Here is a 20,450-nt window from a genome sequence, read left to right as displayed (position 1 = left end):
ATCAGCGCCTCTTCATGTAGACATCGAAGGCCGTGTAGATCGGCTTGTTCAGCGGCAGGTCCCACTCCCCGGCGTACTCCACCGCCTGGCCACCGGTGCCGACCTTGAACTGGATCAGCCCCACGTGGGAGTCGTCGGTGGAGAGCGTCGGGGTGATGCCGCGCAGGTCGTAGGTGGTCGCGCCGGCGGCCATGGCGTCCTGGATCATCGCCCACTGGAGGGCGTTGGAGCCACGTACGTCTCGCTTCTCGGTCGAGGAGGCGCCGTAGGAGTACCAGGCGTGCTGGCCGACGCGGACCATGATGGTCGCGGCGACGAGGTCTCCCTCGTGTCGGGCCAGGAAGAGCTTGATGCGCTCCGGATCCTCGGTCGACATCGCCCAGAACATGGTGCTGAAGTAGCTGCGCTGACGGGGCGTGAAGTGGTCGCGCTCGGCGGTGTGGACGTAGAGATCGTGGAAGGCGCTCAGGTCACCCTCGAAGTCGCCGTCCGCCGGGTTGACGGGGGTGGCGACGGTCACCTCGACGCCCATCTTGGCGGCCTTCTTGATGTTGCGGCGCCAGAGCTGGTTCATCCCCTTGAGGACCTCGTCCTCGGACTTCGGGGTGCCGTCCTCGTGGGCCAGCGGGATGACGAAGTTGTACTGCGGCTGACCCGCTCCGAAGCCGTCCTCGGGGGACTGCAGCCGCCAGCCCGCCGCCCGCAGCTGGCTGACCACCCGTGCGCCGGTCGCGTCGCGGTGGGTCGGGGTCAGCTGGTTGAGCCGCTGGACGGTGTCGTCGGCGATGCCGTCCTTGACCTGGTTCGCGTTCCAGGTCGCCGTGGTGACCGGCGGTCCGATGCGGATGCCGAAGGCGCCGTTCTTCTTCAGGTACGTCGCCAGTGGCTCCAGCCACGGAGCCAGATCACCTGACCAGTCGATGCTCGGGCCCTCCGGCAGGTAGGCGAGGGTGAACCGCTCCAGCTTCGGGACCGGCCGGTGCAGCACGAGCGCGGCCCCGACGATGGAACCGCCCTGGAGGTTGTCGAACCATCCGACCGACTCCGAGCGCCACTCGGTCTTGACCCGGGCCCACGACGGGGTCTGGAGGAAGCTCACGCTGGGTTGCTTCTCGATGAAGGCGAGATGCTCCGCAGCGGTGATGGGGCGCACGGTGAGACTCACCCGCAGAAGGCTACCCGCTCCGGCGGTAGGGCCGAATCCCGGTGGTCGCGCTTGCCGTGAGCACCGTCCGCGAGCCTCTCGGCGCCCCAATGTGGGGACATTCGCCCCGCTCCCTAGTGAGTCCGGGGCGCTGAGCCGCTATTGTCGGCGACCAGATGTATCACGGCTTGGGGCCTCGGCCTCCTTGTGGCCGTGACAGCAACTATGACCACCACGATGACGCGCCCGCGCGTCATCTGGCCCCGCAGCGGCACGGCGCCGATCCGGAGGCCGCCGGTCGAGGAGGGGACTGTGACACGGGTGCGACGCGGGGTCGGGCATGCCGACGCACCCGTGACCGTATGGTCCCGGGCCACGGCCGACTTCGACCGTTGGCTCAGCGGCGACTCCGCCGCCCTCGACGAGCTGGTCGCGACGATGACTCCCATCCTGTGGCAGGTCGCGCGCTCCTACCGGCTCACCCAGGAGCAGGCCGAGGACGTCGTCCAGAACACCTGGCTCAGCTTCGTACGCAAGCACTCCTCGATCCTCGACACCGCAGCCGTCGGTGCCTGGCTCACCCTGACCACGCGCCGCGAGGCCTGGCGGGTCGCGAAGCGGTCCGGGCGTGACGTACCCGTGGAGGACGAGGCGCTCGAGTCCCGCGTCCCGACGCAGCGCTCAGCGGAGTCGCTGGTCGTCGAAGGCGACCGCAACTCGCTCATCTGGGCGGCTGTGGAATCGCTCCCGGAGAGGTGCCGGCGGCTGCTGCGCGTGGTCGCCTTCTCCGATCGGCCCGACTACGCCAGCCTGGCCGAAGAGCTCGAGATGCCCATCGGCAGCATCGGCCCCACCCGCGGCCGCTGTCTCGGGAAGCTGCGGGATGCACTTGAGAACGAGGGGGTGTCGTGATGGGTCGCTCGGAGGAGCCCACACGCGAGGAGCTGTTGGGCCTGGTTCGACAGGCCTATGTGTCCGGCGATCCGGTGCCAGGCGGCCTGATCTCCCGGATGCAGGCGGCCGCAGCCGGCGCCGCCGAGGAGTCCGGGCTCGGGCTCGACCTGGAGCTGATGCTCCTGGTGGAGTCGTCGTCCCTGGATGCGGAGGCAGCCGGAGTCCGCTCCGCCGCTCCGGCCTCTGCCCGCTCTGCTTATACGTTGCGGTTCGCCCAGTCCGGTGTCGATGTCCTGGTCCGTGTCGCCTCCGACACCGACACCACCGCCCGCCTCGACGGCTGGGTCGTCCCCGGCTCACCCATGACCGTCCGCGCCATCCGCGCCGACGAAGTCCGTACGCCGATCGTCGCCGTCACCCTCGGCGCCTCGGGCCGCTTCGAGCTGACCTCGTTGCCCGCCGGTCTCATCCGGCTCCGCTTCGAGCCCGCCGACGGCTCCTCCGCCTTCCTGACCCCCACGTTCGAGATCTGATCCAGGAGTAACAGTGCATTCCAAGCGTGAGCCCCGACTGTCGGTGGCATACGGATCGACTGAGGCACGTGTGCTCGACCCGACCAGTGCGGTCGCTGTCGACGGTGTCACAGCGCGCCCGACGGTCTATTCGTCGGCTGTCCTGCTCGTATCCAAATCAGTCGACTTCGAGGACACCTTCGAACGGATCGAGAAGGCTGCCAAGGGACTTGGCTGGCGCGCTATCGCCGAGGACGAGCCGCCGCACGCTGTCGGGCTTCGACTCGGTGTGCGACGTGTGCGCCTCGGGGTGCGGCCCGGCAAGGCCGTCCAGGCGCCGGATGCGTGGACGGTCCTCCAGTACTTGCGGGCGTCCGGTTCTGATGACGCATGCGGCATCAGCTTGGAGCATGTTCTGGTGCCGGCTCCCCACAACGAGCCGAACCCGCATAACGAGCCGAACCCGCACAACGAGCCCAACCCGCACAACGAGCCCAACCCGCACAACGAGCCCAACCCGCACAACGAGCCGAACCCCAGCTACGGCTACGACGCACTCGGCACCGGCGGGCGCCAGCCTGTCGCCTTCGTTGGCGCACCGCCACGTCGCTCGTCTGAAACTGAGCTGAACGGCCGTGAGCGACCGGTCGTGGCTGTGCTGGACACGGGATGCGGTCCCCACCCGTGGCTCGATTTCGTGCAACGCGACGTGCATCTGGGTGAGCACCCCATCGGCTGGCCGGCGGGGGCACCGAACTCGGAGATCGATGCGGACCAGGTCGGGCCGCTGAACGGAGTGATCGACCCTGTCGCCGGTCACGGGACCTTTATCGCCGGGCTGGTCCATCAGGCCTGTCCCGACGCGGAGATCCTGTCATGGCGCATCGTGCCTCCGAACGGCCCGATCGCAGAGACTGACTGGGTGACGGCGCTGGCCCAGATCGCGGAGCTTGTACATCTGTATCGTGCCGGCGACCCACGTGGCCAGCGCATCGACGTGTTGAGCCTTTCCATGGGCTACTACCACGAGACGCCGGAAGATGAGCTGTTCGACTGCACGCTCTACGACGTCCTTGCAGATCTGTCTGCGAACGGCACCCTCGTGGTTTGCTCGGCTGGCAATGACGCAACGGCACGGCCGTACTTCCCTGCCGCATTTGCGCCGTGGAGTGATGAGAACGGGCCAATCGAACCGAGACCGGATGTGCTCCCGATCGTCTCGGTCGGGGCTCTCAACCCAAACGGCACCACTGACGCGGTATTCAGCAACTCAGGAGCCTGGGTGCGGGCATACGAACGTGGTGCTGGTGTGGTGAGCACGTTCCCGCCGACGTTCCAAGGTGGCTATCAGGCATCCATCGCCACCGAGTTCATGGGGCGGTCCCGGACCTCGATCGATCCGGACGACTTCACAGGTGGATTCGGAACGTGGAGTGGTACTTCTTTCGCCGCGCCTCTGCTCGCCGGCCGTATTGCACAAGCTCTCTTCGACGGTGGACGTCCTGGTGATACGAAGCAGGACATCAAGCGCGCTTGGGTAGCGCTTGAGGAGTTGACCTCATTGAGGCAAGGCACCGAAGCTCCCTGACATGGAGACCGAAGACCCGGCGGAGCTTCACAGGCTCGGTGTGGCGGCGCTCAGTTCGGGAAAGGTATCTGAGGCCAAGCACCTTCTTGAGACTGCGCTGGGCCTAGCGGTAAGTGCGCCACTCTTGGCGCGGATCGAATCCACGTTGGCTTACCTCGAGGCCGACGCATCCGATTTGGAGCGTGCCTTGGAGCTCTGTGATCGAGCGCTTCGATTCGACGGACTCAGCGGTGCGACTCGCGGTGCGCTGCTGCAGCAGCGGGCGACACTCCTACGCCGCGCTGGCCGTGCCGGCGATGCTCTTGCGGCGTTCGACGAGTCGATCGAGGCGCTCGATGACAAATCGGACTTGGCGAAGGCCCACCTGAATCGGGGAACCGTCCACCTGGATCGACACGATGTGTCGGCAGCAGCAGCGGACTTCGATGCGGCCGCGCGCAATTTTCGAGACGCTGGCGAGGAGGTCTCGGCTGCTAAGGCGGAGCACAACCGGGCGTACGCGCTCTTCCTGTCAGGTGACCTGGTGGGTGCATTGGCGCTGATGGAGTCGTCGTACGACATTCAGGCAGCTGCAGGCCCGCTGGTGAAGGCGGTGTGCGACGCAGACCGGGCCGAAGTACTGATGGCGGCGGGCCTGACGCGGCAGGGCGGGGAGATGCTGCGGCAGGCGGCCGAGGCGTACGGATCGAAGGGGCAGCGGCAGCGGCAGGGGGAGGCCGAGCTGGTGCTCGCCTCGCATCTGGTCGCGACGGATCCCGCTGAGGCGGAGCGGGTGGCGCGCTCGGCGCTGGGCTGGTTCGAGGAGGCGCGGGCGCCGGGGCTGGCACTGCGGGCTCGGGCGGTGGCGTTCGAAGCGGCGGTGACCGCCGGCGTCGGTCCGAGCGAGGACGGCGAGGCGCTGGCCGGTCCGCTCGAAGAGCAGGGACTGAACTGGCCGGCTCTTCGGGTGCGCATGCAGGCCCGCCTCGACCGTATCTGGTCGGCGGACCGGGCCGGCCTACCGACGAGACCGGCGAGCGGCAGGGTCATCGGTCCGGTCCCGCCGGAGGCGCCGATCGACATCCGCCTGCTGGAGCGAGAGCTCCGTGCCGAGCTGGCGGTCGCCGCCGGCCGCTCCGTCGCCGGACTCCGCGAGCTTCGGGCGGGGCTCGACGACTTCCATCTGTGGCAGAGCTCGTTCGGCAGTCTGGATCTGCAGACCAACGTCGCCGGCCACGGCCGCACCCTGGCCAGGCGCGGCCTGGAGCTGGCGGTTGAGTCGGGCGAGACCGACGTGCTCTTCGAGTGGTCCGAGCGGTCTCGGATGCTGGCCTCCCGGGTTCAGCCGGTGCGGCCGCCGTCAGACCCCCAGCTCGCCAGCGACCTGGCGGAGCTGCGCGGCGAGGTGACGCCCGAGCGTGAGGCCGAGCTGCGTGAGCAGATCCGGCAGCGGGCCTGGCGGGTCAAGGGATCTGGTCAGGTCTCCGATCCGGTCGGGCTTCCTGACCTGTACGAACGCATCGGTGACCATGTTCTCGTCGCCTACGTCGTTGCCGCCGGACGCCTCGTCGCCGTCGTGGCGGCCGCCGATTCCGCCACCCGGATCGACCTCGGTGACCAGGCTGCGCTCGGGTCACTCCTGGGTGGCCTGCTGCCGGATCTCGACGTCGCCGCGACCGACCTCCCGGGACCGCTCGGTGTTGCCGTACGTGGTGACCTGACCGTGCGGCTCCAACAGCTCTCCGCGCTGCTCGTCGCCCCGATTCTCGAGAAGATCGGTGACCGCCCGGTCGTCCTGACTCCGTCGGCCGTGCTGGCGGCGGTGCCGTGGACCCTGCTGCCCGGCCTGACCGGCCGACCGGTGACGGTCGCCCAGAGCGCCACCGCTTGGCTGAGCCGCGCCGACACCCCGTTGCGTACGCAGAAGGCAGGCTTCGTCGCCGGACCGCGCGTCATGCGCGCCGCCGACGAGGTGGCCAAGAGCGCCACCGCCTGGTCCGGCGCTCACACGCTCACCGGCACCGACGCCACCGCAACGGCGGTGTCCGCGCTGGCGGCCGAGGTCGACGTACTCCACCTGGCCGCGCACGGCCACCACTCCGCCGACAACCCGCTCTTCTCCGGCCTCGAGCTCGCCGACGGCACCTGGTACGGCTACGACATCGACGGCCTCGCTGCTGTCCCCGACGTCGTGCTCCTCTCGGCCTGCGAGGTCGGGCGGTCGACGATCCGCTGGGGCGAGGAGCTGATCGGGCTCGTCGGCGCCTGGCTGCACGCCGGCGCTCGCGCCGTGATCGCGTCTCCTGCGGTGGTGGCGGACGAGGCTGCGTACGAGGTCTTCAGCCGTCTCCACGGCGCCCTCGCGAAGGGCCTGGCCCCTGCCGAAGCCCTCGCTGAGTCCCTACCTGCCGCAACGGCCGACGCTCCGCCAGCCCCGTTTGTTTGCTTCTCGTAAGTCGTCGGACCATCAGTTGGTGCCGCATCGGCGGACGACGAAACTCCTGGCCGCGCCCGCCGATGCTCTGCTCTAGTCGGGCTGGTTGTGCGGCGCCGCGAGAGCGTAGATCGCCAGTGCAGTCGGTACGACTGTTGCTCCGGCGAGGTACACGCGTGCCTTGAGGTCGTCGAACTTCATCAGTTCCTCCTCTCGTGGGGTAGAGATGGGATCGGTGTGGGACTACACCGACGGCTGCGTAGATCCGTCGCCAGTTCTGACCGGTTCTGAGACTGCATCTGCCCGGGATAGAGAGCAGGCGGCGATCAACAGGACAAGGCCGGAAATGAGAAACAGGTCGCCGACGCTCAGGACCTTCATCAGAACGGGGACCGGGATCAGGTCCGCGAGCGGGGTCCAGAACGGCGACACGTCCACGAGGCGGATGTAGCCGGGGGCATCAGTTACCAGTTCCGCCTCGGTGTAACCAGCAGCGCGGGCGCCGGGAATGCTGTACGGCATTGCCCCCAGAACCGCTATCGGGATGGCATTCGAAATGGTTCCAAGCGGGATCAGTGACAACGCCCAGCGCCCCGTCCTTCGACTCCAGAGCGACCGGTTGAGCCAGGAAAACGTCAACGCCACGATGATGACGAAGATTGCGTAGACCCGACGTTCGGTGGTCTCCGGGACTTGCTCAGGCCACCACCCCTCGACATGCACGAATTGGAGCGCTGCGGCGATGGCGATCAGCCACGTGCCTCGGATTCGTCTGAGCGACAGCGCGACATTCGGACGGGCGACGATGATGAGGCCGATGACCGCGGGCAGCACCATCAGCGTGAGCATTCCTGGGCCGGGCATGCGAAGGAGCGTAATGGCGCCCTGCCGCACCAGGAGGGGGAACGAGGCAACTCGTGCGGAGCAAGCCGGCGGGGAATTCTCGAGGCCCGTGTATCAGGCGGTCCGCCGCGTACTCCTTGGGGCTGTCCGGCTCGAGATTCGGGGGAATTCGGTTCGGACGCTGGTGCCGCCGCCTTGGGGGAGGCGGCGGTTTCGGGGCCGCAGCGCGGGTTGGGCACGAGGGGGATGCCCAACCCGCGTCCGGCTTGGGCCCGACAGGCTTGACCATGTTGTCGGGGTCGCCCGAGGCCTGGGCCGAGCGGGGCGGTGAGGGGATGACTGCCCCGCTCGGCAACTTTCGATTCTTCCGCTCTGCCGGTGCCACGGCAATGGTTCGCCGCCGCAGAACTGAAATGTGTTCTAGGCGGAACGGTCCAGTCGGCCGAGGCGCTTGCCGAGCGCCGGGGTGACTCGGTCGACCCAGGTCGCGGTGATGTGGGAGTCGTCGTAGTAGGTGACGACGTCGCCGACGACGAGCGGGCAGCGCTCGGTGCAGACCAGGTCGACGATGTCGACGTACGCGGCCTCGGTCCCGTCGAGCGCCTCCTGGGTCACCTCGTTGGAGTCGACCTCGGTGCCCTCGGCGTTCACGACGCAGTCCTGGAGGAGGTTGCGGACGTCGGAGAGGCACTCGCCGGGGTCATCGTCGACGGAGGGGACGTCGGCGAAGACGCGTACGTCCGGGGTGACCTTCTCGAAGGCACCGACGCCGTGGCGTACGCCCTCTCGCCACTGCTCCTCGGTCGAGACGCCGTCGCGCTCCTCCATGTCGAGCATGCCGCGGGCGCCGACGACGATCGTGTCCGGGTCGAGTTCGGTGATCTGCTCGTTGGTCCACTTCCGGAAGTCCTCGCACTCCGCGACGGTCATCTTCGAGGACTTCTGCTTCACCCCGTAGGCGGCGCAACCGAGCTTCACGAAGGGGACCAGCTTCACGTGCTGGCGCTCGGCGAGGGTGTCGAGGGCAGGCAGCCACATCCCGATGTGGGAGTCGCCGACGACGGCCACGGTGCGGTCGGCCTTGCCGTCGCCGTAGACGCAGTCGCCGTCGAGCTTCGTCTCGCCGTAGCCCGCGTAGCAGTAGCCGCCGCGCTCGGCCCACGAGTCGGAGGCGTCGAACTTGGCCTCCGGCGGCAGCGGGGCACCGTCCTCGGCGGCCTTGACCGTCGTCTTCAGGACGCCGGTGACCGGCTTGTCGTCGGTGTCGAGGACGTCGGGGTTCTCCTGGAACCACTCCTCCGCGTTGGCCTTGGCAACGTCGACCTGATAGCCGGCGTACGCCTGGGAGCTCGTGCCTGCGACCAGCGCGAGGGCAGCGGCGGCAGGCCAGAGGGCCAGCGCGCGGCGGCCCTTGGTGAGGTGCGGGATCTTGTGGCGCTGGAACGGCATCTCGATCCAGTGGTAGCTCGCCGCCGAGGCGGCCAGGATGAGCGCCAGCATGATCAGCAGCTGGCGTACGCCGCCACCGGGGATCGCCTCGGGGGCGAGGATCAGGATCGGCCAGTGCCACAGGTAGAGGCTGAACGAGATGTCACCGAGGTAGCGCAGCGGCTGCTTCGAGAGCAGCCAACCGGTCGGGGTCGCGGGGCCGGCGGCCAGGAGCGCGACCGTGGCGAGCACCGGCACCAGGGCGTGCCAGCCCGGGAAGTGGGTCGCTTCGCTGAAGCTCACGGTGGCGTAGACGAGGGTGCCGACGCCGGCGATGCCCAGGGCTGTCGCGTACGGCTTCTTGATGCTTGCCAGTCGGCCCGCGACGCAGGCGAGGAGGGCGCCCGCGGCGAGCTCGAAGGCGCGGGCCGGGGTGGAGAAGTAGGCCGTGGTCGGGTCGACGCTGGTGGCGTGCAGCGACCAGGCGAGGCTGACCACCGCCACGAGCGCGGCGAGCGCGGTGATCGCGCGACGGCGGTGATGCTTCGGGATCCAGAGCGCGACGGCGAGCACCAGCAGCGGCCAGACGACGTAGAACTGCTCCTCGACCGAGAGCGACCAGTAGTGCTGGAACGGCGAGGGCGCGGCGGTGTTGAAGTAGTCGACGGCTTCCTTGGCGAAGTGCACGTTGGCCAGGAAGACCGCTGCCCAGCCCGCGTCGCCGGCGATCTGGTCCGTGCGGGTCTGGGGTAGGACGATCGCGCTGTAGGTGAGCACGACCAGCATCGTCGCGGTCGCCGCCGGCAGGATCCGGCGGGCGCGGCGGGCGTAGAACTGACTGATGCTGACCGTGCCGCTGCGGTCGGTCTCACGCAGCAGCAGGGTGGTGATCAGGAACCCGGAGAGGACGAAGAAGACGTCGACTCCGACGAATCCCCCCTCGAACCCTGAGAGCCCCGCGTGTCCTGCGATCACCAGACCGACAGCGACGGCACGGAGACCCTGAACATCGGCGCGCCAGTTCGAACTCATTCGGAGGACGATATGTCAATGGCCCGGTTGGGTCATAGCCGACAGTCCCGCTGGACGGGCCGATTCTCAGTCGAATCTTCACCTCTGGTGAGCGAGATCGCAGTTCTTGCGAACGAATCTTCGGTGATGGCGGATCAATGCGCGATTTCGTCCGTCATGACTCATGACTCGGCTGACAGAACTGAAGATTTGGTGAGAATCGGTCAGAGTCGGTCGCGGAGCCAGGCGAAGTCGCTCGTGTGCTCCTCGGCGCCACCGGGGGTCTCGCAGATCACCGGGGCGCCGGCGTCGCGGACGACGCCGGCGAGGAGGTCGGGATCGATGCGGCCGGCGCCGAAGTTGGCGTGGCGGTCGGCGCCGGAGTCGAACTCGTCGCGCGAGTCGTTGCAGTGGACCAGGTCGATCCGGCCGGTGATCTTGCGGACGTCCTCGACGACCGTCTCGAGCGGGTTGCCACCGGCGTGGGCGTGGCAGGTGTCGAGGCAGAAGCCGACGTTCTCCGCGCCTTCGGCGGTGGAGATGGCCTCCCACACGCCCGCGATCCGGTCGAGGTAGCGGGCCATCGCGTTGTCGCCGCCGGCGGTGTTCTCGATCAGGAGCGGGACCTTGATGTCGGTCGCCTCGATCGCCTTGCGCCAGTTGTCGAAGCCCTTCGCAGGGTCGTCGTCCTTGTTGACGTGACCGCCGTGGACGATCAGGCCCTTGGCGCCGACCTCGGCCGCGGTGTCCATGTGCTGCTGGAGGAGCTTGCGGCTCGGGATCCGGATCCGGTTGTTCGTCGTGGCGACGTTGATGATGTAGGGCGCGTGGACGTAGAGGTCGATCCCGGCCTCCTCCGCGCGGGCCTTGAGCGCTGCCGCGCCGTCTGCGTACGTCACCACCGGGCCCTTGTAGGACTGGGGATCGCCCAGGAAGAACTGCACCAGGCTCGCGCCGCGCGCGGCCGCCTCGGCGACGGGGTCGGTCTGGTCTACGTGGGCACCGATCGCAACAGCCATGGGGCCAGTCTAGGACGCGGCACCGACATCCATCGGCTTGACTTCATACCTTACGGGGGTATGGTAGACCGCATGGACGAGCACACTGGGCCCGAAGGCTACGCGGATCACGGATACCTCCACAACAAGAACAAGGAGGCCTATCTCAAGCGCCTCAAGCGCATCGAAGGTCAGGTGCGCGGACTGCAGCGGATGGTCGAGGACGAGGCCTACTGCATCGACATCCTCACCCAGGTCTCCGCCTCGACCAAGGCGCTCCAGGCGGTCGCTCTCGGGCTGCTCGACGAGCACCTCGGTCACTGCGTCGCCGGCGCGGTCCAGAACGGTGGTGCCGAGGCCGACGAGAAGCTCGCCGAGGCCTCTGCTGCCATCGCTCGCCTCGTCAAGTCCTGATTGTCAACAATCCAACAACCCTAGAGAGATCTCCATGAGCACCCAGAACTTCACTGTCGTCGGCATGACCTGCGGACACTGCGTCTCCTCCGTCACCGAGGAGGTCACCGAGATCGCCGGCGTGAGCAACGTCGACGTCGACCTGGCCTCGGGCAACGTCACCGTCACCGCATCCGAGCCGGTCTCCGACGACGCCATCCGCGCGGCCGTCGAAGAGGCCGGCTACTCGCTGGCCTGATCTCGATGAGCCCCACCGCCACGACCCCCACGGAGCAGCAGGTCGAGATCGAGGGCATGACCTGCGCGAGCTGCGTGCGCCGCGTCACCAAGGCCATCAGCCGTGTCGAGGGTGTCGAGGACGCCAACGTCAACCTCGCCACCGAGACCGCCCTCGTGCACTTCGACCCCGCCCGCACCGACCTCGCCGAGATCAGCGCCGCCATCGAGAAGGCGGGCTATCAGGCTGTCCTGAGATCGTCGACTGTCGACAATCCACAGGAGCCTGAGGTAGTGGACGATCGGGACGTACGCCGCGAGACCGAGCTCGTCCAGCTCAAGCGGCGGTGGGTCACGGCCCTGGCGGTGGGCCTCGGCCTGATGGCCCTGATGTACGTCCCGCTTCCCGTCGACGCCATGGAGCCGGTGATGTCGATCGTGCTCGTGGTCGCCGCGGTCACCCAGTGGTGGGCGGGCCGCGACATCTACGTCGCGGCGGTCCGAGGCATGCGCCACGGATCGGTCGATATGAACACCCTGGTCACGCTCGGCACCGGCATCGCCTTCGCCTACAGCGCCTTCGTGACCCTGTGGATGGGCCAGGCCGAGGCGTGGGGCCTGCCACTCCACCTCTATTTCGAGACCGCCCTGGTCATCGTCGCGCTGGTGCTGATGGGCCGCTGGCTGGAGGCACGGGCGAAGTCGCGTACGGCCGATGCGGTCAAGGCCCTCGTCGGCCTGATGCCGGAGACGGCCACGGTCGTCCGCAACGGTCGCGATGTCACCGTCCCGGTGGCGAACCTGCAGGTCAACGACCGGATCCGGGTACGTGCCGGGGAGAAGATCCCGGTCGACGGCCGGATCGTCGCGGGGGCGTCGTACGTCGACGAGTCCATGCTCACTGGTGAGAGCGACCCGGTCCGGAAGGCCGAGGGCGACATCGTCATCGGCGCCACGATCAACCAGACCGGCTCGTTCGAGATCGAGGCGACCGCCGTCGGCTCCGAGACGACGCTGGCGCAGATCATCGCCATGGTCGAGTCGGCCCAGGGGTCCGGCACCAAGCTGCAGCGTCTGGCCGACCGGGTCTCCGAGGTGTTCGTGCCGGCCGTCCTCGTCGTCGCCGCGCTGACCTTCGTCGGCTGGCTGGTCCTCGGCCCCGACGCCGAGCGCCTCACCAGCGCTGTCACCGCCGCGATCGCGGTCCTCATCATCGCCTGCCCCTGCGCCCTCGGACTGGCCACGCCGGCCGCCGTCATGGTCGGCGCCGGCCGCGCGGCCGAGCTCGGCGTACTCGTCGGCTCGGGCGAGACCCTGGAGCGCGCCCGCTCCGTCACCGCCATCGTCTTCGACAAGACCGGCACGATTACCCACGGCAAGCCCGAGGTCTCCGAGATCGTCCCCGCCCCTGGCTGGACGCAGGGCGCGCTGGTCGAGATCGCCGCCGCCGCCGAGACCGGCAGCGACCACCCCCTCGCCTCCGCCCTGCGAGCCCACGCCGAGGCGTCACTCCCGTCGCCCGAGGCGTCACTCCGGTCGGCCGAAGCGTCACTTGGTGCCATCTCGGCCGACGTACGTGACGCCTCGGCCGACGCGCCTGACGTCTCGGCATTCGAGGCTCACCCCGGGCGCGGGATCAGCGCGATGGTGGACGGGCGACGGGTCGTCGTCGGGAACGCGGCGATGCTGGCAGAGGAAGGGATCGACGCGACGGACAACGGCGCGGTGCTGGTCGCGGTCGACGGCGCGTACGCCGGCAGCATCCGTGTCGAGGACCAGGTCCGCGACGAGGCCAAGGAGACGGTGCGTCTGCTCGAGGACTCGGGCGTCGAGGTGCACATCCTCAGCGGCGACGCGGCCGCGACGGTGGCGAGGGTGGCCGACGAGGTCGGCGTACGCCACGCGGCCGGCGGCCTGCTGCCCGAGCAGAAGCTCGCCCGGATCCAGCAGCTCCAGGACGAGGGCAAGGTCGTCGCGATGGTCGGCGACGGGATCAACGACGCTCCGGCGCTGGCCCAGGCCGACGTCGGGATCGCGATCGGCACCGGCACCGACGTCGCCCTGGCCGCCTCCGACATCACCCTGGTCGGCGGTGACCTCCGCGGCGTGGTGACCGCGCTGGCGCTCTCCCGGCGCACCGTCGCGACGATCAAGCAGGGCCTGTTCTGGGCGTTCGCCTACAACGTGCTCCTCATCCCGGTCGCCGCGCTCGCCCTCCTCGACCCCGTCCTCGCCGGCGCGGCGATGGCGATGAGCTCGGTCAGCGTCGTCACCAACGCCCTGCGCCTGCGCGGCTTCCGCCGACCCGAGACGCCTGAGGCGTACGCCGGTCGGGGTTTCGTCACTCGCGTCCGCGACGGTGGATATCTCCTGGTCACGGCCGTGATCGCGATCTCGATCGGGGCCGGGCTGACCTACCTGTCGCGCACCGAGCCTGCGCAGCGTGGGATGAACGGCATCCTGGAGTGGGCGCAGGGGATGAGCCCGATGCGGCCGTCGATGACGGAGATGCATGAGGTCGACATCGCTCCTGTCGCCTCCGCCGAGTCGGGCATCGACGTCGCGATCACGCGGCGCGAGGGTGGGCTACGGTTCCTCGTCACGGACGCCACGACCGGCGACCCCGTGACCGACCTCGGTCGCACCCACCAGGCCTGGATGCACGTCATCGTGACCAGTCAGGACCTCTCCTGGTTCCGCCACCTCCACGCCGAGCCGACCGGCCGACCGGGCGAGCTCGAGACCGACGTGACCTTCCCCGCCGGAGGCACCTACCGCGTCGATACCGAGTTCCGACGCCGTGCCGCCATGGCCGACGTGCTCGATCGGCAGCAGCTCACCGTCGAAGGTACGCAGCCCCCTGCCGTCCCGCTGGAGGCGAGCCCGAGATCGTCGACTGTCGACAATCTCACCGTCACCCTCGACGGCACGCCGGTCGCCGACGAGCAGAGCGACCTGCACTTCCGGTTCGAGGACAGCACCGGGAAGACTGTCGACGATCTACAGCCCTACCTCGGCGCTGCCGGCCACGTCGTGGTCATGAGCGCGGACGGCGAGACGTTCGTGCACGGCCACGCCGAAGGTGCCGAGCTGGCGGTCCCCGGGGCGACCTTCGGGCCCGAGCTCGGGCTGCACCTGGACGTACCGAAGGCTGGTCTCTACCGCCTCTGGGCCCAGTTCCGACTCGGCGACGGCGAGGTGGTCACGCTGCCGTTCACGGTCGAGGCCGTGGATTCGGCCACGGGTTCCGCTGGTTGATACGCTGACGCGTCCCTCTCCACAGATTGGAGAACGGACATCGCATCAGCCCTCCTGCCATGGAGAGACCATGGCCGCCGAGTCCGTAGGAGGTGGAGAACGCTATGCGCGCCTATGAAGTAATGGTGATCCTCGAGCCCAGCCTCGATGAGCGCACCGTCGCCCCGACCCTTGACAAGTTCCTGAAGGTCGTCACCACTGATGGTGGCACCGTCGAGAACGTTGACGTCTGGGGACGCCGTCGTCTGGCCTATGAGGTCAACAAGAACGCCGAGGGCATCTACGCCGTCGTCAACCTGACCGCCGAGCCGAAGACTGTTCTGGAGCTCGACCGCCAGCTTGGCCTCAACGAGCAGATCCTGCGTACGAAGGTCATCCGTCCGTCCAAGTGACGCGGATGTCATCGTCGGAAATGTCGGCGGTGCGTCCTATGTTTGGTCGCACGAGGAACAACTCCTGAACCGACACCGACACCCAGATCAGACTCAAGGGAGATCTCATGGCAGGCGACACCGTCATCACCGTGATCGGCAACCTCACCGACGACCCGGAGCTTCGCTTCACGCCGTCGGGTGCAGCGGTTGCCAACTTCACGATTGCTTCGACGCCCAGCACCTTCAACCGCCAGACCAACGGGTGGGAGGACGGGGAAACCCTCTTCCTGCGCTGCTCGATCTGGCGCCAGGCTGCTGAGAACGTCGCCGAGTCCCTGCAGCGCGGCATGCGTGTCGTCGCTCAGGGGCGCCTGAAGTCGAGGTCCTACGAGACGCGTGAGGGCGAGAAGCGCACTGTCTTCGAGCTCGAGTGCGACGAGATCGGTCCTTCGCTCCGCTACGCGACCGCCAAGGTCACCAAGGCCAGCCGTCAGTCCGGCGGCCAGGGTGGCGGTGGCGGTTACAACCAGGGTGGCGGCGGCGGTGGCTACAACCAGGGTGGCGGCTACGGCGGCCCCCAGGGCGGTGGCCAGCAGCAGGCTCCAGCCGGTGGCAACGACCCGTGGGCCTCGCCGGCTCCGCAGCAGCCCGCCAACGCGGGCGGCGGCGCGCCGGCCAACGACCCATGGGCAGCCCCGGGCGTGGGCAACGACGAGCCCCCCTTCTGATCAACAGATCCATATTCCGAATCCCTCAACCATTCCGGCGCTCGCCGGGCTTCTAGAAAGGAAGCACCACAATGGCCAAGGCAGTGATTCGCAAGCCTAAGAAGAAGGTTTGCCAGTTCTGCAAGGAGAAGGCGACCGGCGTCGACTACAAGGACGCCACCCTGCTCCGTAAGTTCATCTCCGACCGTGGCAAGATCCGCGCCCGTCGCGTGACCGGCAACTGCGTCCAGCACCAGCGCGACGTGGCCATCGCCGTCAAGAACGCGCGCGAGGTTGCTCTGCTGCCCTACACCTCCACCGGTCGCTGAGGAGGATCGACATGGCTACCAAGATCATCCTTCAGCAGGAGGTCACCGGGCTGGGTTCCGCCGGTGACGTCGTCGAGGTCAAGGACGGCTACGCCCGCAACTACCTGATCCCGCGTGGCGACGCCATCCGGTGGAGCCGCGGCGCCGAGTCGCAGGCCGACTCCATCAAGGCTGCGCGCTCGGCTCGCTCCGTGCGCGACGAGGCTCACGCCGCCGAGATCAAGGGCAAGCTCGAGGCCAACACGGTCAACGTGAAGGTTCGCTCCGGCAAGGACGGCCGCCTCTACGGTGCCGTCACCGCCGCCGACATCGCCGCCGCGGTCACCGAGACCACCGGCGAGTCGATCGACAAGCGCACCATCGCGCTGGGCAACCCGATCAAGGCGCTCGGTGCTCACGAGGTCTCCGTCAAGCTCCACGACGAGGTGTCCGCCAAGCTGGCCCTCAACGTGGTCCCCGCTTGATCTAGGGATTCACACAGGCCCGCCTCCTCCGGGAGGCGGGCCTGTCTCGTTTTCGCCGAGGCGTCAGGTACGTCGGCCGAGGCGTCACTCAGGTCGTTCGACTGGGCAGTTGATTGCCATCTCGGCCGACGCGAGCGACGCCTCGGCCGACCGGGGTGACGCCTCGGCTCAGAACTTGTTCGCGATCTCGGTCAGCTTGGCGACGTACGCCGGCCAGTCGTACTCCGAGGGGATGTTGTCGCCGGGTTTGCGCCAGCCGACGGCGCCGTCCGCCTCTTCGCGGAGGATGTCGGCCTGTCCGCCGTGACCGGCGAGGTCGGCGAAGAGGTGCACCAACATCTGGTGGAGGGTGACCTCCTCGTTGCCCCAGTGGGGTACGTGGCCGGTGGCATCCAAAGCCAGCGCCTCGATCGTCTCGTTGCCGTGGGCGATGACCCGACGGTAGAGATCGATGATCCCTTCGATCGACTCGTCCTCGGTGGCGTACCAGTCCGCCTGCGGATCGACCTCGAAGACCTCGTCCGAGACCAGCTCCTCGGGATGCGGGAACGGACGGCCGAACGTGGCGCCGAGATAGACGGCCTCGACGCCGGTGACGTGCTTGATGATGCCGAGGAGGTTGGTGCCGGTCGGCGTACGCGGCAGCCGGGCCTCACGCTCCGGCAGGTCCTCGACCTTGGAGATCAGCGCTTCGCGACGCGCATCGATGTAGGTCTTCAGGGTGCTCTTCGGGTCCGCGGGCATGCTCCGACCTTGGCCCCAAGTCGGGTTCGGCGCAACCGAGTAACTGGGACCGGTTGTCCTGAAACCTCATCGAGACCAGAGGCCGATCTATAACCTGTTCTCTTGCGGATCACCGGGGATCCGCTGGCGGCCACTCGGGAGGTCCCCCACATGTTGACCCATGACAGCGGAGCCGTGCTGGGGAAGCTCGAGGAGGTCAAGCCGCACTCCAGGTGGATTCTCGGCGAGACCCTCGAGGTCATGTTGCACAACGGCGTCGATCGCCCGGCCGACGTGGCGGCGCGGATGCAGGTGCCGCCGTCGACGGCGGCCTACCGGGTCCGTCTGCTCCGAGAGCTCCTCGGACCGGACCTGCACGATCCGGCCCTGAGACTGGCGATGATGCGGGCGCTGCGACCAGCGTTGCCGCGGTGGCGGGCAGAGGCGGCGTACGCGAAGCGGCGCCGGGCGCAGCGCAAGCCGGACACATGTTGTTGATATGAACGAAATAGTGCGGGTGCCTGGTCCAGACCAGCCCGCCCCCGCCGAGCCGCTCCTAGCGTGATCGTCGGCCGAGACCCCCGGCCGACCCCACCACCAGAGGAGCGTGTCATGTCGAACATGTCCAAGCTGGCCAGATTCACCGTTGTCCCGGTCGCGGCCGTCGCCGCGATCGGCCTCGCCTCACCGGCAGCCTTCGCCGCCTCGAGCTACAACCTCAGCGCCGGGTCCGCGGCCGCCGGATCGAGCGTCGCCTTCGGAGCACAGGGGAGCGGCATCACGTTCACCGACGTCACCGCGGGGGCCTCGGTCACCTGCAGCGGCAGCTCGGTCTCCGGCACCGCGACTCCGGGCGCCGCGATCAGCGGCACCGGGATCGCCGCCCTCGACGGCTCCAGCGTCTCCTTCTCCGACTGCACCGGCCCGGTGGGGATCGAGTTCACCGTCACCGGATCCGGCACATGGTCGCTCGACGCCACCGGTGACACCGACGCGAACGGCTCCACCGCCGGCACCATCAGCGGGATCTCGGCCAGGGTCAGCGGATCCGGTTGCTCCTTCGATGCGGCCGGCTCGGTGGCCGGCGCCTACGCCAACGGCGACTCGTCCGGCACGCTCACCCTCAGCGGTAGCGAGCCCACCCTGACGCTGTCCAACGTGTCCGGCTTCCTGTGCGGTGTCGCCGGGATCTCGAACGGCGACCAGGTCTCCTTCGCGGCGACCTACGCGGTGAGCGCGACCGACGCCGCCAACAACCCGATCCAGGTCACCAGCAACCCCTGATGTCCGGACCGGCTGGTCACCGGCGGGCTCAGGCGCCGGTGACCAGCCAGCGGTCGCTCCGCGCACGGAGCGTCAGCACCACGAAGCGGGCGCCCATGAAGCCGACCGCGAAGGTGATCCACACCCACACCAGCCCACCGCCGAGAGCGACGGCCAGGGCGACGAGCGGGACGTACGCGACGAGGGTCCAGACCCCGCCCCAGGCGAGATAGCGCCCGTCGCCGGCGCCGATGAGCACCCCGTCGAGCACGAAGACGACGCCCGCGATCGGCTGCGCGATCGCCGCCACGAGCACCACCGGCACCAACAGATCCCGCACCGCCTCGTCCTCGGTGAAGAGGGCGCCGAGGAACGGTGCGAGAGCAGCCAGGAGTACGCCGGCCACGACCCCGATGACGACGCCCCACCACACCATCCGGGCCGTGATGGCTCGGGTCTCCCGGGTGTCGCCGGCCCCCAGCGACCGCCCGGTCAGCGCCTGCGCGGCGATCGCGATCGCATCGAGCACGAACGCCAGGAACGTCCACAGCGTGAAGGCGATCTGGTGGGTCGCCAGCGCCACGGCCTGATCGCCGACGGCGAGATGGGTGACGGCGTACGTCGTGACCAGCAGCGCCATGCGCAGCGTCAGCGTGCGGACCACGAGGGCCACGCCGGCCCGCGCGGAGGCACGGATCCCGGGCGCATCCGGGCGCAGCGGCACGCCCTGGTGGCGGGCGGCCCGCACCACGACGTACGTCAGCATCGCGGCCGCCAGCACCTGCGCGATCACCGACCCGATCGCCGAACCGGCGATGCCGAGCCCGGCGCCGTAGACGAGGGCGAGGTTGAGCACGATGTTGAGTAGGTTCGCGACGACCGCCGCGACCAGTGGGGTCTTGGTGTCCTGCAGCCCACGGAGCACACCGGTGGCCGCCAGCATCATCAGCAGCGGTGTCACCCCGATGACGGCGATCCGGAGGTAGGTCGTCGCGGGGCCGACGACCTCGTCGCCCGCGCCGACCGCCCGGCTGAGCGGCTCGGCCAGGACCATCACCGGCACCGTGACGACGACCCCGATGATGACCGCGAGCCAGATCCCGTCGATGCCCTGCCGGAGCGCGCCGGCGGTGTCGCCGGCGCCGATGCGGCGGGCGACCGATGCTGTGGTGCCGTACGCGAGGAAGACGCAGAGACCGACGATCGTCTGGAGCACGACGCCCGCGACGCCGAGGCCGGCGAGCTCGCGGGTGCCGAGGTGGCCGACGATCGCGGAGTCCGTCAGCAGGAAGAGCGGCTCGGCGACGAGGGCCAGGAAGGCGGGGATCGCGAGCCGCCAGATCTCCTTGTCGAGGCCTCGGCGGTCGGTCTTCGAGTTGTTCTTCGCATCCGCCCGGCTCGTCACGGTCTCAAGGTTAAACACCGTCGGCGCGGGGCGTTTTCCAGGGCAGGTGGAAAACCTGTGGAAAACGTCGTTGCAGCGCTATGTCGACAAAACGCCCAAGGGGGTACGACGATCTCGGCGACGAACCCCGGTAGCCTGCCAACTTTCTTTCGTCCACAACCTATGGACAACAAAGTGGCAGGTCAGAGTGGCTTTACCAATCGGATGACCCTAGTTATGCACAGGCAGTTCCCCAGGCTGTTCACATTGACCAGGGTGTCGTCCACCGCTATCCCCCGGTTATCCCCAGGGCCTGTGGATAACCTGCTGTCGCCGATGTGGTCTGCGACGTAGGGTCGCGGAGACTTGAGGTGTCGTCGAGGGTCGGCCCAGGACTGTGGGAGCAGGACTGTCGGTGCCCACCCGTAGCGTGGGACCGGATCGACCGAGATCACGCCGCGACGATCCGCAGACCACGGAGGGGCAA

General features: G+C 68.5%; 19 protein-coding genes. 13 read left to right on the top strand and 6 right to left on the bottom strand.

The window, feature by feature from the left end; genetic code table 11:
• Position 1: 1 nt before the first annotated feature.
• Entirely contained in the window at positions 2-1,165 is a 1,164-nt protein-coding gene (locus tag ACFV9G_RS14210) for a lipid II:glycine glycyltransferase FemX (protein WP_378728108.1), read from the bottom strand.
• A 291-nt stretch (positions 1,166-1,456) separates the two neighbouring features.
• Here ACFV9G_RS14210 and ACFV9G_RS14205 point away from each other — a divergent pair, with 291 nt between their 5' ends.
• From ACFV9G_RS14205 to ACFV9G_RS14190, 4 genes are all read left to right on the top strand, one after another.
• A complete protein-coding gene (locus ACFV9G_RS14205; RefSeq protein WP_378728107.1) occupies positions 1,457-2,056 on the top strand; it encodes an RNA polymerase sigma factor in 600 nt (199 codons plus the stop codon).
• Positions 2,056-2,571, top strand: a complete 516-nt coding sequence (locus ACFV9G_RS14200) for a hypothetical protein (RefSeq protein WP_378728106.1) — start codon at positions 2,056-2,058, stop codon at positions 2,569-2,571. Before ACFV9G_RS14205 ends, ACFV9G_RS14200 begins: the two co-directional genes overlap by 1 nt.
• A 13-nt stretch (positions 2,572-2,584) precedes the next feature.
• Entirely contained in the window at positions 2,585-4,138 is a 1,554-nt protein-coding gene (locus tag ACFV9G_RS14195; protein ID WP_378728105.1) for a S8 family serine peptidase, read from the top strand.
• 400 nt (positions 4,139-4,538) lie between these two features.
• Positions 4,539-6,572 carry a CHAT domain-containing protein gene (locus ACFV9G_RS14190; RefSeq protein ID WP_378728104.1) on the top strand — a complete coding sequence of 678 codons (2,034 nt, stop codon included), beginning with the start codon at positions 4,539-4,541 and terminating at the stop codon, positions 6,570-6,572.
• A gap of 222 nt (positions 6,573-6,794) precedes the next feature.
• Here the strand turns inward: ACFV9G_RS14190 and ACFV9G_RS14185 are convergent, their stop codons facing one another.
• From ACFV9G_RS14185 to ACFV9G_RS14175, 3 genes are all read right to left on the bottom strand, one after another.
• The gene (locus tag ACFV9G_RS14185; protein WP_378728103.1) at positions 6,795-7,415 is read right to left on the bottom strand and encodes a DUF5317 family protein; all 621 of its coding nucleotides are present in this window, start codon (positions 7,413-7,415) and stop codon (positions 6,795-6,797) included.
• A 399-nt stretch (positions 7,416-7,814) separates the two neighbouring features.
• Complete coding sequence (locus ACFV9G_RS14180) at positions 7,815-9,854, bottom strand: acyltransferase family protein (RefSeq protein ID WP_378728102.1); 2,040 nt, start codon at positions 9,852-9,854, stop codon at positions 7,815-7,817.
• A gap of 203 nt (positions 9,855-10,057) precedes the next feature.
• Positions 10,058-10,852 (bottom strand): deoxyribonuclease IV, encoded by a 795-nt coding sequence (locus ACFV9G_RS14175; RefSeq protein WP_378728101.1) that lies wholly within the window; start codon positions 10,850-10,852, stop codon positions 10,058-10,060.
• A gap of 72 nt (positions 10,853-10,924) precedes the next feature.
• Between ACFV9G_RS14175 and ACFV9G_RS14170 the strand changes: the two genes are divergently transcribed.
• The 7 genes from ACFV9G_RS14170 (at position 10,925) to rplI (ending at position 16,593) form a co-directional block, all read left to right on the top strand.
• Positions 10,925-11,245, top strand: a complete 321-nt coding sequence (locus tag ACFV9G_RS14170) for a metal-sensitive transcriptional regulator (RefSeq protein WP_378728100.1) — start codon at positions 10,925-10,927, stop codon at positions 11,243-11,245.
• Between the two features lie 34 nt (positions 11,246-11,279).
• The gene (locus ACFV9G_RS14165) at positions 11,280-11,483 is read left to right on the top strand and encodes a heavy-metal-associated domain-containing protein (protein WP_378728099.1); all 204 of its coding nucleotides are present in this window, start codon (positions 11,280-11,282) and stop codon (positions 11,481-11,483) included.
• A gap of 5 nt (positions 11,484-11,488) precedes the next feature.
• Positions 11,489-14,719, top strand: a complete 3,231-nt coding sequence (locus ACFV9G_RS14160) for a heavy metal translocating P-type ATPase (protein WP_378728098.1) — start codon at positions 11,489-11,491, stop codon at positions 14,717-14,719.
• Between the two features lie 104 nt (positions 14,720-14,823).
• Positions 14,824-15,111, top strand: a complete 288-nt coding sequence (rpsF, locus tag ACFV9G_RS14155; protein WP_091044123.1) for a 30S ribosomal protein S6 — start codon at positions 14,824-14,826, stop codon at positions 15,109-15,111.
• Positions 15,112-15,218: 107 nt separating this feature from the next.
• Positions 15,219-15,821, top strand: coding sequence for a single-stranded DNA-binding protein (locus ACFV9G_RS14150; protein ID WP_378728097.1), 603 nt, complete (start codon positions 15,219-15,221; stop codon positions 15,819-15,821).
• Positions 15,822-15,892: 71 nt separating this feature from the next.
• Entirely contained in the window at positions 15,893-16,129 is a 237-nt protein-coding gene (gene rpsR, locus ACFV9G_RS14145; RefSeq protein WP_008355445.1) for a 30S ribosomal protein S18, read from the top strand.
• Between the two features lie 11 nt (positions 16,130-16,140).
• Positions 16,141-16,593 carry a 50S ribosomal protein L9 gene (gene rplI / locus ACFV9G_RS14140; protein ID WP_378728096.1) on the top strand — a complete coding sequence of 151 codons (453 nt, stop codon included), beginning with the start codon at positions 16,141-16,143 and terminating at the stop codon, positions 16,591-16,593.
• A gap of 168 nt (positions 16,594-16,761) precedes the next feature.
• Here the strand turns inward: rplI and ACFV9G_RS14135 are convergent, their stop codons facing one another.
• Positions 16,762-17,337, bottom strand: a complete 576-nt coding sequence (locus ACFV9G_RS14135) for a DinB family protein (protein ID WP_378728095.1) — start codon at positions 17,335-17,337, stop codon at positions 16,762-16,764.
• A 150-nt stretch (positions 17,338-17,487) separates the two neighbouring features.
• Here ACFV9G_RS14135 and ACFV9G_RS14130 point away from each other — a divergent pair, with 150 nt between their 5' ends.
• Positions 17,488-17,814: a helix-turn-helix domain-containing protein gene (locus ACFV9G_RS14130; RefSeq protein ID WP_378728094.1), complete on the top strand. Its 327-nt coding sequence runs from the start codon at positions 17,488-17,490 to the stop codon at positions 17,812-17,814.
• Between the two features lie 114 nt (positions 17,815-17,928).
• Complete coding sequence (locus tag ACFV9G_RS14125) at positions 17,929-18,600, top strand: hypothetical protein (protein ID WP_378728093.1); 672 nt, start codon at positions 17,929-17,931, stop codon at positions 18,598-18,600.
• Positions 18,601-18,628: 28 nt separating this feature from the next.
• Here the strand turns inward: ACFV9G_RS14125 and ACFV9G_RS14120 are convergent, their stop codons facing one another.
• Positions 18,629-19,984 carry an MATE family efflux transporter gene (locus ACFV9G_RS14120; protein ID WP_378728092.1) on the bottom strand — a complete coding sequence of 452 codons (1,356 nt, stop codon included), beginning with the start codon at positions 19,982-19,984 and terminating at the stop codon, positions 18,629-18,631.
• Positions 19,985-20,450: the final 466 nt, after the last annotated feature.

It is taken from the genome of Nocardioides sp. NPDC059952 (assembly GCF_042730435.1).
Taxonomy (GTDB): Bacteria; Actinomycetota; Actinomycetes; order Propionibacteriales; family Nocardioidaceae; genus Nocardioides.
The sequence above is the reverse complement of the archived record's forward strand: the minus strand, read 5'-3'. Positions and strand labels throughout refer to the sequence as shown.

What these genes read in the sequence shown, in the direction of transcription:
- ACFV9G_RS14200 (WP_378728106.1), top strand. Translation starts at nt 2,056, where the DNA reads ATGGGTCGCTCGGAGGAGCCCACACGCGAGGAGCTGTTGGGCCTGGTT.
- ACFV9G_RS14185 (WP_378728103.1), bottom strand. Translation starts at nt 7,415, where the DNA reads ATGCCCGGCCCAGGAATGCTCACGCTGATGGTGCTGCCCGCGGTCATC.
- ACFV9G_RS14180 (WP_378728102.1), bottom strand. Translation starts at nt 9,854, where the DNA reads ATGAGTTCGAACTGGCGCGCCGATGTTCAGGGTCTCCGTGCCGTCGCT.
- ACFV9G_RS14175 (WP_378728101.1), bottom strand. Translation starts at nt 10,852, where the DNA reads ATGGCTGTTGCGATCGGTGCCCACGTAGACCAGACCGACCCCGTCGCC.
- ACFV9G_RS14170 (WP_378728100.1), top strand. Translation starts at nt 10,925, where the DNA reads ATGGACGAGCACACTGGGCCCGAAGGCTACGCGGATCACGGATACCTC.
- ACFV9G_RS14165 (WP_378728099.1), top strand. Translation starts at nt 11,280, where the DNA reads ATGAGCACCCAGAACTTCACTGTCGTCGGCATGACCTGCGGACACTGC.
- ACFV9G_RS14160 (WP_378728098.1), top strand. Translation starts at nt 11,489, where the DNA reads ATGAGCCCCACCGCCACGACCCCCACGGAGCAGCAGGTCGAGATCGAG.
- rpsF (WP_091044123.1), top strand. Translation starts at nt 14,824, where the DNA reads ATGCGCGCCTATGAAGTAATGGTGATCCTCGAGCCCAGCCTCGATGAG.
- ACFV9G_RS14150 (WP_378728097.1), top strand. Translation starts at nt 15,219, where the DNA reads ATGGCAGGCGACACCGTCATCACCGTGATCGGCAACCTCACCGACGAC.
- rpsR (WP_008355445.1), top strand. Translation starts at nt 15,893, where the DNA reads ATGGCCAAGGCAGTGATTCGCAAGCCTAAGAAGAAGGTTTGCCAGTTC.
- rplI (WP_378728096.1), top strand. Translation starts at nt 16,141, where the DNA reads ATGGCTACCAAGATCATCCTTCAGCAGGAGGTCACCGGGCTGGGTTCC.
- ACFV9G_RS14135 (WP_378728095.1), bottom strand. Translation starts at nt 17,337, where the DNA reads ATGCCCGCGGACCCGAAGAGCACCCTGAAGACCTACATCGATGCGCGT.
- ACFV9G_RS14130 (WP_378728094.1), top strand. Translation starts at nt 17,488, where the DNA reads ATGTTGACCCATGACAGCGGAGCCGTGCTGGGGAAGCTCGAGGAGGTC.
- ACFV9G_RS14125 (WP_378728093.1), top strand. Translation starts at nt 17,929, where the DNA reads ATGTCGAACATGTCCAAGCTGGCCAGATTCACCGTTGTCCCGGTCGCG.